The organism is Bradyrhizobium sp. (assembly GCF_049581145.1).
In the GTDB taxonomy this organism is placed as follows: Bacteria; Pseudomonadota; Alphaproteobacteria; order Rhizobiales; family Xanthobacteraceae; genus Bradyrhizobium.
The window spans coordinates 1-10,616 of the sequence record NZ_JBAURI010001075.1 but is presented as its reverse complement, the minus strand read 5'-3'; the positions used below and the strand labels follow the sequence as shown (position 1 = coordinate 10,616).

Sequence of the window (10,616 nt, the reverse complement as noted above, 5' to 3'; positions counted from 1 at the left end):
GTCGATATAGAGCAGGCAGGTGCCGTCTTCGGCCTCATGCACCAGATGGTCGTTCCAGATCTTGTCGTACAGCGTGGTGGGTTTCGACATCAGCGTCAGCTCCCGGATGGTTTCTTGATCGGTGAGTTCTCGGATACGCGCGAACGCGAGACGGATTCGGCGCAGCGTCAGCGCGCGCGGCCAAGTCTTGCGGTCGCCGAGGTCGCAAAGCGTCCGAAGAAGCGGCCGGGCAGCCGGCTGCGATCGTCGATCACGACGCGCCGGCAAGCGATGCTGGTCTGGTCCAGTGCCATGGGCATTTTCTAGCACGCCGCGCCTCGGCCCGACAATCAATCGGTCACCTGCAAGCGACGCGAGCCAAGAACTCGTGCGAGGAACGATATGGGTACCGCAAAAAAAAGCGCAGGGAGCTGCCCCGCGCTTTTGATCCGGCCGATTTCGGCGGCCTTACTCGCCGACAGCAGTCGCGCGCTCGGTCTTCTCGGTCTTCTCGACGATGCGGGCCGACTTGCCGCGCAAATTACGCAGGTAGTAGAGCTTGGCGCGGCGCACCTTGCCGCGACGCACCACCTTGATCGAGTCGATCATCGGCGACATCAGCGGGAACACGCGTTCCACGCCCTCGCCGTAGGAGATCTTGCGGACCGTGAAACTCTCGTTGAGCCCGCCGCCGGAGCGGCCGATGCAGACGCCCTCATAGGCCTGCACGCGGGTGCGGTCGCCTTCGACCACCTTGACGTTGACGATCACGGTGTCGCCTGGCCCGAAATCAGGAATGTCCTTGCCGGCCGACAATTTGTCGAATTGCTCTTTTTCGAGCTGCTGAATGAGGTTCACGGGTAATCTCCATCGGCTGCGCGCCCAGCCGCCGACGGGGGCTCGCGCTTGATCCTGCCATCACTTGCGGATTTGGCGGTCCGTATACGGCAAAGGCGAACGTTTGTCACCCTTTTGTCGTGTTTTTTGTGCGGGTTGGATCAGGCCGCGCCGCCCATAAATCCGGCCGCCGCGCCTGTGTCAGGGCCTCGGCCTCGGCGCGCCGCCAGGCCGCCACCCTGGCGTGGTCGCCGGACAGCAGGATGTCCGGGATGGGCATCCCCTGGAAGGTCTGAGGGCGGGTATATTGCGGGTATTCCAGCAATCCCTGCGAAAAGCTCTCCTCTGCCCCCGATTCGGCCTTTCCCATCACCCCGGGCAGCAGCCGGACGCAGGCGTCGATCAGCGCCATCGCGGCGATTTCGCCGCCGGATAGCACGTAGTCGCCGATCGAGACTTCCTCGAGGTTCCGGGCCTCGATCACCCGCTGATCGACCCCCTCGAATCGGCCGCAGACGAGCAGGGGGCCGGGTCCGGCTGCGAGCTCCTTGACCCGCGCCTGGCTCAATGGCCGACCTCGCGGGCTCATCAGCAGGAGGGGTCGATCTCTGGTCCGGTCGGACGTGCCTTCGGCGGCGTCGATCGCCGCCGCCAGCACGTCGGCGCGCAACACCATGCCAGGCCCGCCGCCCGCCGGGGTATCGTCGACGCTGCGGTGGCGGTCAGTGGCCGAGTCCCGGATATCGCGCGCTTCCAGCGCCCACAGGCCGGAGGCCAGCGCGCGACCGGCGAGGCTCATGCCAAGCGGCCCCGGGAACATGTCCGGGAACAGCGTGAGCACGGTGGCGCGCCATATCGTCGTCGCGGCAGTCATGGCTCTTGATTACGGCACGACGGCCGTCAGATCGAGCCCCTGCATCAAGGCCGCCGCTTCGACCGCCCGCTTGAAGTCGGCGAGCGGAAACGTCGTCACCATGATCTTGCCGAGATCGAGCAGACCTTCGGCGGCGAGCGTCGCAAGCTGGGGCGGCGCGGTGCGGTCGTACATGAATTGGCCGACCACTTCCCAGTCATTTGCCAACATCTCGCGGAACGACAATTCCAAGGGCACCTCGGCGCTGCCCATCAGCACCAGCCGGCCGCCGCGCTTTAGCGCGCGCAGGCATGAGAGCGTTGTCGAGGTGCTCCTGGCCTGGCCGAGCAGATCGAGCGCGACATCGGCGCCGCCGGCCGCGGCATGACGAATGGCGGCAAGATCCTGAGCCGGGTCGCCGCTCACGACGGCCGGCATCACGCGCGGGCCGAACGCGTTGCTCAACCGCTGCAGCGCCTCGCGCTTGCGTCCCACCGCGACGACGCGGCCCGCGCCCATCGCGACCGCCAGCATCACCGCCCCCGAACCGAAATAGCCGGTGGCGCCGTTGATGATGATGATGATGCCGCCGCCGCGCAAGCCGGCGCGCTGCAGGCCGCCGAATGGCACGATCAGTTTGGCCAAACCGATCAGTTCGGTGGCAGGCCGGTCATCGAGCCGGGTGAGCGGCGTGACGCAGGCGGCCGGCCAGTGCGCGATCTCGGCGAACACGCCGTCGCGCCAGCGCGCCTGCAACGCCAGCGCCGCGTCCGAGGTCACGGTCGCGGTCAGCCCGATCAGGATTTGCGCCGGCTCCGGATCGGGCACGTCGGCGCGCAGATGCGGGCTCAGGAAAACCCGGTCGCCGTTCTGCACGTGACCGACATTGCCGCCAATCGCGATCACCCGGCCGACCGCGTTGGTGCCGGGCACAAACGGCATCGGCGGCAGGCTGTAGGGCACCGCGCCCGACAGCACCTTGCCCATGTAGGAGAGCACCATGCCGGCTTCGATCCTGACCAGAACGCCGTCAGGCGCCGGCGTTGGCGTTTCGACGTCGTCGCAGCGCAGGTCGTCACGCGCGTGCAGCCGCCAGGCTTTATGGGTGTTGATCATGGGCTGTTCGTCCGAGTTTTGCGGTCCGCAAATATAAACCCGCCGTCGTCCCGGCCAAGCGAAGCCCGAGCCGGCACCCATAACCACAGGCGGTTGCTTTTACAAAAGCTGGGGCCGCTCCATGGCGCAGTGACAGGCGCCTGTGGTTATGGGCCCCCGCCTTCGCGAGGACGACGTGCGGAGGGAGCTTGCTCTTCATCTTGGACAGAATCGTCGCCGTCGACCTCCACCGGCAATTCGATCACCACGCGGCCGCCGGCGAGATCGACCGTCGGCACCACGGCGTTGGTGAACGGCAGCAGCAGGGTCGCACCCTGCGGCGGTGCGATCTCGATGATGTCGCCGGCGCCGAAATTGTGGATCGCGATGACGCGGCCGAGCGGTTCGTCGGCCGCGTTCACCGCGGCGAGCCCGATCAGGTCGGCGTGATAATACTCGTCGTCCTCGACCGCGGGCAGCTTGTCGCGTGCGACGTAGAGCTCGATGCCGTTCAGACGTTCGGCCTCGTCGCGGGTCGCGACGCCCTTCAGGGTCGCGACCAGATGATCCTTGGCCTCGCGCGCGTGCGCGACCTCGAACTGGCGCGCGCCGTCCTTGGTCGACAGCGGACCGTACCGCGTCACCGCAAAGGGATCTTCGGTGAAGGTCCAGAGCTTCACCGCCCCGCGCACGCCATGCGCGGCGCCGATCCGGGCGACGCAGACAGGCGCTGCCACCGCCGCGCCGTGCGTCTTACGCGGACTTCGCGGCGGCTTCGGCCTGCGCCTTGCGCTCCTTGCGCGGCACCGCCTTTTCCGGGTTGCTGCGTGCAGTGCGCTTGGCGACGCCGGCGGCATCGAGGAAGCGCATTACGCGGTCCGATGGCTGCGCCCCCTTGGCGAGCCAGCCCTTGACCTTGTCCATGTCGAGCTTGAGCCGCGCCTCGTTATCCTTGGGCAGCAGCGGGTTGAAATGGCCGAGCCGCTCGATGAAGCGGCCGTCGCGCGGGAAGCGCGAGTCGGCGACGACGACGTGATAGACCGGGCGCTTCTTGGTGCCCGCGCGCGCGAGGCGGATGACGACTGACATCGAATTCTCCTATCGAATGTTAAATAATTAGTGTTCGGTTTGCGGTCTCGTCATTGCGAGCCACCGGGTCGCGGCAAGGCGCCCGATGCCAGGCTCCGCGGAAGCAATCCATCTCTCCGCGAAACCGGAAGCTGGATTGCCTGGTCGCTTCGCTTCTCGCAATGACGAAGAAAGGGTCATTTCTTCTTCCCCGGAAAACCGCCGAGGCCGGGCAGGGTCGGCTTGCCGCTAAGGCCGGTCAGCCCGGGCAGGTTCGGCAGCCCCGAACGAAGCCCGGCGGGAAGATCCTTCGGCAGCTGCGGCAGGCCCGCGCTTTGTGGCAATCCGCCCGGCATCTTCTCGGCCAGCGCCTTCATTTGCTCCGGTGACGGCGCGGCGCCGCCAAATCCCATCGCCTGTGCGATGCCGGCGAGCGGGCCGCGCTTGCCCGAGCCCATGGCCTTCATCACGTCGGCCATGTTCCGGTGCATCTTGAGCAGCTTGTTGACCTGCTCGACGTTCTGGCCTGAGCCCGCGGCGATGCGCTTCTTGCGACTGGCCTTGAGCAGGTCGGGATGCCGGCGCTCCTCGCGCGTCATCGAATCGATGATCGCGACCTGGCGCTTGATGATCTTGTCATCGAGCCCCGCATTGGCGATCTGATTCTTCATCTTGGCGATGCCGGGCATCATGCCCATCAGCCCGCTGATGCCGCCCATATTGGCCATCTGCAGCAATTGATCGCGCATGTCGGCCAGATCGAACTGGCCCTTGCGCATCTTCTCGGCGGCGCGCGCGGCCTTCTCGGCATCGATATTGGCGGCCGCCTTCTCGACCAGCGAGACGATGTCGCCCATGCCGAGAATGCGGCCCGCGATCCGGCTCGGATGGAAATCCTCCAGCGCGTCGGTCTTTTCACCGGTGCCGATCAGCTTGATCGGCTTGCCGGTGACCGCGCGCATCGACAGCGCGGCGCCGCCGCGGCCGTCGCCGTCGACCCGGGTCAGCACGATGCCGGTCAGCCCGACCCGCTGGTCGAAGGCGCGCGCGAGATTGACCGCGTCCTGACCGGTCAGCGCGTCGGCAACCAAAAGCACCTCATGCGGTTGGGCGGTCGTTTTGATATCGGCCGCCTCCGTCATCATCTCTTCGTCGAGCGTGGTGCGGCCGGCGGTGTCGAGCAGCACGACGTCATAGCCGCCGAGCTTGCCGGCTTCCAACGCGCGGCGCGCGATCTGTGCCGGCTGCTGGCCCTGCACGATCGGCAAGGTCGCAATGTCGAGATCGCGGCCGAGCACGGCGAGCTGCTCCATCGCCGCCGGGCGGTAGACGTCGAGCGAGGCCATCAGCACCTTGCGCTTGTCACGCTGCGTCATCCGGCGCGCGAGTTTGGCGGTGGTGGTGGTCTTGCCGGAACCCTGCAGGCCGACCATCATGATCGCGACGGGCGGCACCGCGTTGAGGTCGATGGTCTGACCGTCGGAGCCAAGCGTGGCGATCAGTTCGTCATGGACGATCTTCACGACCATCTGGCCGGGGGTCACCGACTTCACCACGGTGGCGCCGACCGCCTGTTCGCGCACTCGCTCGATGAAGCCGCGCACCACCTCGAGCGCGACGTCGGCCTCCAGGAGTGCGCGCCGAACCTCGCGCATCGCGGCGTCGACATCGGCCTCCGACAGCGAGCCGCGCCCCGTCAGCCGATCGAGAATACCACCAAGCTTTTCCGACAGATTGTCGAACAATGCCGTTGTCCTTATGCCTGCCCAGGCGCTCGCGTCACTTGCCGCCGTCGTGCCCGCGCTGGCGGGCGATCACGACTTACGTGTTTTGTCATGTACCTTGGCGCAGAACGCCAAGACGATGGTCCAAACAGTTTCGCGCCCGAGGGCGCATCGCGCTGTCGGGCGTTAGCCTCCGGCCTCAAGGGCCGGGCGGCGGGTCGAAAAGAACGTCTTTTCGAGAAAGTCGCGGCGTTAAACCCCTGCAGCCCGACAAAGTCAAGGCACAGTCTGGCGGCCTGATCGCTTCCAGTCGCTTAAGTCGCTGAGATCATTCGCGGTGGTCGCAATTTTCCCTGCACAGCCGGGCGGGCCCATGCTGGAACTCCGGCAGCCATCGGCCGTTCTCATTAAGCAACTTCCCGAAAGGTGCTCCTCATCAAGGAGACAGCTCCCGTAGGAATACGCAAATAGTCTCCGCGATGTTGGAGGCCGCCGCTCACTGGCGGCCTTTTTCGTTTTGCGAGGGTTGGGAGTGGACGGATCCAACGGTGAAGAAACCCTTGTCGCAAAAGACCGGATGGCCAAGAGGCATCGGCGAATCCCCTGGCGGAATCGACGTGAAACCACCCCCCTATACCTTCGACCCTGACAGGCTCGACGCCCTGTCGCGGTTGGCCATTGTCGACACCCCGCCCGAACGGGGCTTCGACGATGTCGTCGAATTGGCCGTTCAGATCTGTCAAGCGCCGGTCGCGCTGGTTAGCCTGGTCTCGTCCGATCGACAATGGTTCAAGGCGCGAAGCGGGTTCGAGGCTTGCGAGACAGACCTCGACAGTTCGGTTTGCGCGTTCGCGCTTGTCGAGCCGGACGTGCTGGTGATTGCCGACTTGGCCCAGGACGCTCGTACCAGGAACAATCCGCTGGTTCGTGGCGAGCCACATATTCGGTTCTATGCCGGCGCGCCGCTGCGCACCGCCGAGGGTCACGTCATCGGGAGCCTCTGCGTGATCGACGACAAGCCCCGCCCGGAAGGCCTCACCGAATCGCAATCCGGCGCGTTGAAGAGCCTGGCGCGTCAGGTCATGGCGCAACTGGAATTGCGGCGGGCGATTGTTGCACGTGACCATGCACTTGCCGCGCAGGAAGCGCAGACGGTCCGACGGAAAGCAAGCGAGGCCCGCTACAAGACCTTGTTCGATGCTATCGACGACGGCTTTTGCATCGTCGAAATGAAGTTTCGTGACGAACAGGCTGTCGATTATCGGTTCGTCGAGATCAATCCTGCTTTTGCCCGGCAGACGGGCCTGACCGATGCTCAAGGCCGCTGGATGCGGGAAATGGTTCCGCAGCATGAGCAATACTGGTTCGACGTTTACGGTCGGGTCGCGTCCACCGGTGAGGCCGTGCGCTTTGAGTATCAGGCCAAGGGGCTCGATGACCGCTGGTTCAATGTCCATGCATTTCGGATCGGCCGGAGCGATGCGCCACTGGTCGCGATCCTGTTCAGCGACGAGAGCGCGCGAAAACAGGCCGAATTGGACAGGCTGGGCGCCGAAGATCAGCAGCGCGTGCTGAATCACGAACTCAGCCATCGCATGAAAAATACTATGTCGCTGGTGCAGGCCGTGGCTTCGCAAACCTTGAAGTCAGTGCCGGATCAGACACCGGTCAAGGCGTTCTCCGAACGCGTGCTGGCGCTCAGCGTGGCCCATGACCTTCTGCTGCAGCGAAACTGGACCGCCGCGGAGTTTCAGGACGTGGCCGAGACCGTCGTCGCGACCTTTGGCGATGCCGCGCGATTTGACATTTCCGGCCCAAAGGTCACTTTGGGGTCGCGGGCGACGTTGTCGCTGTCCCTGTTGCTGCATGAACTGACCACCAACGCGTTCAAATACGGGGCACTGTCCAATGCGACGGGACGTGTGACAATCGCCTGGGATGTTAGCGACCACAAGACCGAACCGGAACTCTCGCTGAAGTGGGATGAACGAGGCGGTCCCGACGTCGTCGAACCCACGCGTAAAGGTTTCGGTTCCAGGCTTCTCAGAATCGGGCTGGTGGGAACCGGCGGCGTGCAGCTTCGTTACCACTCAACTGGCTTCGAGGCGGAATTCACCGCCGGGCTCGCTGATTTGCAGGCATAGGCGAGACGGATGGTCAGATCACTGCTTCCCAAGATTGTCGTTCTCGTCGTCGAGGACGAGCCGCTTTTGCGGATGAACACCGTTGATATGGTTGAAGAAGCCGGCTTCGAGGCGGTTGGGGCGGCGAACGCGAAGCAGGCGATGACGCTGCTTCACGACCGCGACGACATCCAGATCATCCTGAGCGACATCGACATGCCGCCCGGGATGGACGGCATGGATCTGGTCGCGATCGTCCGTGACCGCTGGCCTCCGATCGAAATTATTCTGGTTTCGGGTCAGATCGCCGCGGCCGATGTGCGATTGCCGGAGCGGGGCAAGTTCTTCAGCAAGCCCTATCGGTCACAAGACCTTGTTGCGGTGATGCATCGGATGGCGATTTAAAAGCCGGTCCTTCGCTCCCGCGGGTTCCAAAGTAGCATCCCGGGGCCATATTGAGCACCATGCCTTTCGCCTCTCCGCTGCCTGACCAAATCCCCGTGAGCACCCGCCGATCCACGAAAACCTATTGCGGTCCCGTTTCCGATCATTTCGACGGCGGGCGATTCTTCGATCCCGATGGCGTGCCACCGAAATCGCTGTCGCATGTCTTGCGCTGGCAGTTCGGCGGGGGACGCAAGCGCGAGAGATGGCCGGATTGGGCGCCGAGCCCTCATGCCGATACGCCGCCTGCGCGCGTCAACGGCGGCAAGGTTCGCCTGTCGTTCATCGGCCATGCCAGCTGGCTGATCCAGACCGCGGCATTGAACATCCTGATCGATCCGGTGTGGTCCACGCGAGCCTCGCCGGTCGCGTGGGCCGGGCCGAAACGGCGCGACGCGCCCGGCATCGCCTTCGACGCGCTGCCCACGATCGATGCCGTACTGGTCTCGCACGGCCACTACGACCATCTCGACATTGCGACGCTGTCGAAACTGGCCAGAACATTCGCGCCACGGGTGGTTACCCCGCTCGGCAATGATCTGACCATGCGGAAGGCGGATGCTGCGATCAGGGCCGAAAGCTTCGATTGGCACCACCGCGTCGAACTCGGCAACGACGTTGCCGTCACGCTGGTGCCGACGCGCCATTGGTCGGCGCGTGGCGTGTTCGACCGCAATCGGGCGCTGTGGGCGAGTTTCGTGCTCGAAACGCCGGTGGGAAAGCTCTATGTCGTGTGCGATTCCGGCTATGGCGACGGCAGGCATTTCCGTCGTGTCGCCGAGGCCCATGGCGCGCTGCGACTGGCGATCCTGCCGATCGGCGCCTATGAGCCCCGCTGGTTCATGCGCGACCAGCACATGAACCCCTCGGATGCCGTGAAGGCGCTCGCCGATTGCGGCGCGGCGCAGGCGCTGGCCCATCACCACGGCACGTTCCAGCTCACCGATGAAGCGATCGATGCGCCCGTCGTCGCGTTGGGCGAGTCGCTGGATGCAGCACAGATGCCGCACGAGAAATTTTCGGTGCTGAAGCCCGGGCAGGTGATGGAGATCGACTCCGTCGTCCCGGCCTTCAGCCGGGAGCTATAACCACCGCTGCTTCTTGTTGAAGACAGCCGGGTGGTCGTCCTCGCAAAAAACCAAAGCCTGTGGCAACGGGCCCCGGCTCAGGGCCGACGTATGCAAAATTGCCGCTTACTGCCCAGCCTTGATCGCCCAGGTCACGCTGACGCTGACCGACAGCGTTTCCTCGCCCTGCGCCACCGGCGGGGCGACGGCCATTGCCGCGGCCGGCATCATCATCTTGGCGCGAAACACCGGCGCGAAGGAGCCGCCGCCCTCGGATATGCTCAAGGGCGAGCCCAGCGCGACGCCGGCGGCCTTGGCATAGATCTCGGCCTTGCGGCGGGCGTCGGCCAGCGCCTTTTCACGGGCATCGTCGAGCAGTTTCGAGGCGTGCTCGACCATGAAGTTGACGTTGCCGACATCATTGGCGCCAGCGCCGACCAGCGTGTCGATCACGCCCGCGACCCTGGCGACGTCATGCAGCTTGATGGTGACGCGGTTGCTGGCGCGGTAGCCGGTGATCTGGTTCACGCCAGACACGTTGGAACCTGGCCGGTTCGGCGCATATTGCGGCTGCAGCGACAGGCGCGAGGTCTGAATATCCTTGTCGTCGATATTGGCACCTTTCAGCGCCTGCATCACCTTGGTCATCGCCGCGTTGTTGGCTTCCGAGGCCTCGCGCGCGGTCTTGCCGTCGGTCGCGACTCCGGCATCGACCTCCGCAAGGTCGGGCGGCACCGAAATGCTGGCCTCGCCGGTGACGGAAATCGCAGGCGGAAACTCGCTCTCGGCCAACGCAGGTGCGGCAGAGAATGCGGCGACCCCCGCGGCGAGCGAGACCAGCCCCGCGGCGATTGCGATATCGCGCATCATCCGGTTCATTTCAGCGGCACATAGACGTTGATCACGAGCTTGTCCTCTGCGGTCTTCAACGGATCGGTGATGTATTCCTCGATGAACATGTCCTTGGCTTCCAGCTTCTGGTCGTCGAGGTGATTGGTGATCGCCTCATAGGTGTTGTCCATGTTGTCATACGAGCCGCGATGAACGAATTTGAGCGCCTTGCCGTCGGGCGATTTGCCGACGCTCATATCCTTGGCCAAGGCCTTTGGCTCCTGATCGACCGGGATCTCGGCGAGAAAGCTGAAGCCGGTATCGTCGGTCGAGGTATAGACGATCATCGGGTTGCCGGAGCGCGTGAGGCCCTGCTTGTCCAGCACCGCCGACAGCGTCTTGAACGAGTCGATCAGGGTATCGAACGCGTTGTCCCAGTTGGCGTTGCCTCTCACGATGAGGACCTTCTTCGGCTCCAGCATGATGGGTTCGCCAAACGGGTCGGCGGTCTGAACCGTGGCCGGCGGCGCCGGGGTCTGCGCGGCGGAGGGGGCGGGGCTTGCGGCCGGAGCAGGTGTCGCGCTCGGCGCAGGCG

The 10,616-nt window shown here is 64.8% G+C and carries 12 protein-coding genes; 3 read left to right on the top strand and 9 right to left on the bottom strand.

Annotated features, from left to right (window positions below):
• Positions 1 to 167: 167 nt before the first annotated feature.
• From WCB02_RS34750 to ffh, 7 genes are all read right to left on the bottom strand, one after another.
• Positions 168 to 293: a hypothetical protein gene (locus WCB02_RS34750; RefSeq protein ID WP_423965763.1), complete on the bottom strand. Its 126-nt coding sequence runs from the start codon at positions 291 to 293 to the stop codon at positions 168 to 170.
• Between the two features lie 154 nt (positions 294 to 447).
• The gene (rplS, locus tag WCB02_RS34745) at positions 448 to 837 is read right to left on the bottom strand and encodes a 50S ribosomal protein L19 (protein WP_423965761.1); all 390 of its coding nucleotides are present in this window, start codon (positions 835 to 837) and stop codon (positions 448 to 450) included.
• Positions 838 to 943: 106 nt separating this feature from the next.
• The gene (gene trmD, locus WCB02_RS34740; RefSeq protein ID WP_423965758.1) at positions 944 to 1,690 is read right to left on the bottom strand and encodes a tRNA (guanosine(37)-N1)-methyltransferase TrmD; all 747 of its coding nucleotides are present in this window, start codon (positions 1,688 to 1,690) and stop codon (positions 944 to 946) included.
• Positions 1,691 to 1,699: 9 nt separating this feature from the next.
• Positions 1,700 to 2,785, bottom strand: coding sequence for a zinc-binding dehydrogenase (locus WCB02_RS34735; protein ID WP_423965755.1), 1,086 nt, complete (start codon positions 2,783 to 2,785; stop codon positions 1,700 to 1,702).
• A 146-nt stretch (positions 2,786 to 2,931) separates the two neighbouring features.
• Positions 2,932 to 3,501, bottom strand: a complete 570-nt coding sequence (gene rimM, locus WCB02_RS34730) for a ribosome maturation factor RimM (RefSeq protein ID WP_423965753.1) — start codon at positions 3,499 to 3,501, stop codon at positions 2,932 to 2,934.
• A gap of 16 nt (positions 3,502 to 3,517) precedes the next feature.
• The gene (gene rpsP, locus WCB02_RS34725) at positions 3,518 to 3,853 is read right to left on the bottom strand and encodes a 30S ribosomal protein S16 (protein WP_423965750.1); all 336 of its coding nucleotides are present in this window, start codon (positions 3,851 to 3,853) and stop codon (positions 3,518 to 3,520) included.
• Between the two features lie 176 nt (positions 3,854 to 4,029).
• Complete coding sequence (ffh, locus tag WCB02_RS34720) at positions 4,030 to 5,577, bottom strand: signal recognition particle protein (RefSeq protein ID WP_423965748.1); 1,548 nt, start codon at positions 5,575 to 5,577, stop codon at positions 4,030 to 4,032.
• A 458-nt stretch (positions 5,578 to 6,035) separates the two neighbouring features.
• Here ffh and WCB02_RS34715 point away from each other — a divergent pair, with 458 nt between their 5' ends.
• The 3 genes from WCB02_RS34715 to WCB02_RS34705 all read left to right on the top strand — a co-directional run bounded on the left by WCB02_RS34715 (position 6,036) and on the right by WCB02_RS34705 (position 9,211).
• Positions 6,036 to 7,700, top strand: coding sequence for a sensor histidine kinase (locus WCB02_RS34715; RefSeq protein ID WP_423965745.1), 1,665 nt, complete (start codon positions 6,036 to 6,038; stop codon positions 7,698 to 7,700).
• Between the two features lie 9 nt (positions 7,701 to 7,709).
• On the top strand, positions 7,710 to 8,084 hold the full coding sequence (locus tag WCB02_RS34710; protein ID WP_423965742.1) for a response regulator: 375 nt from the start codon (positions 7,710 to 7,712) through the stop codon (positions 8,082 to 8,084).
• A 95-nt stretch (positions 8,085 to 8,179) separates the two neighbouring features.
• Positions 8,180 to 9,211, top strand: coding sequence for an MBL fold metallo-hydrolase (locus WCB02_RS34705; protein ID WP_423965740.1), 1,032 nt, complete (start codon positions 8,180 to 8,182; stop codon positions 9,209 to 9,211).
• 105 nt (positions 9,212 to 9,316) lie between these two features.
• On the opposite strand, the gene WCB02_RS34700 is transcribed toward WCB02_RS34705, so the two are convergent.
• Positions 9,317 to 10,060, bottom strand: coding sequence for an SIMPL domain-containing protein (locus WCB02_RS34700; protein WP_423965765.1), 744 nt, complete (start codon positions 10,058 to 10,060; stop codon positions 9,317 to 9,319).
• Between the two features lie 5 nt (positions 10,061 to 10,065).
• A partial coding sequence (locus tag WCB02_RS34695) for a GyrI-like domain-containing protein (RefSeq protein WP_423965738.1) occupies positions 10,066 to 10,616 on the bottom strand: 551 nt, incomplete at its 5' end.

Excerpts from the sequence above, each read along its gene's own strand:
- WCB02_RS34750 (WP_423965763.1), bottom strand. The coding sequence starts at position 293 with ATGGCACTGGACCAGACCAGCATCGCTTGCCGGCGCGTCGTGATCGAC.
- trmD (WP_423965758.1), bottom strand. The coding sequence starts at position 1,690 with ATGACTGCCGCGACGACGATATGGCGCGCCACCGTGCTCACGCTGTTC.
- WCB02_RS34735 (WP_423965755.1), bottom strand. The coding sequence starts at position 2,785 with ATGATCAACACCCATAAAGCCTGGCGGCTGCACGCGCGTGACGACCTG.
- rpsP (WP_423965750.1), bottom strand. The coding sequence starts at position 3,853 with ATGTCAGTCGTCATCCGCCTCGCGCGCGCGGGCACCAAGAAGCGCCCG.
- WCB02_RS34715 (WP_423965745.1), top strand. The coding sequence starts at position 6,036 with ATGTTGGAGGCCGCCGCTCACTGGCGGCCTTTTTCGTTTTGCGAGGGT.
- WCB02_RS34710 (WP_423965742.1), top strand. The coding sequence starts at position 7,710 with ATGGTCAGATCACTGCTTCCCAAGATTGTCGTTCTCGTCGTCGAGGAC.
- WCB02_RS34700 (WP_423965765.1), bottom strand. The coding sequence starts at position 10,060 with ATGATGCGCGATATCGCAATCGCCGCGGGGCTGGTCTCGCTCGCCGCG.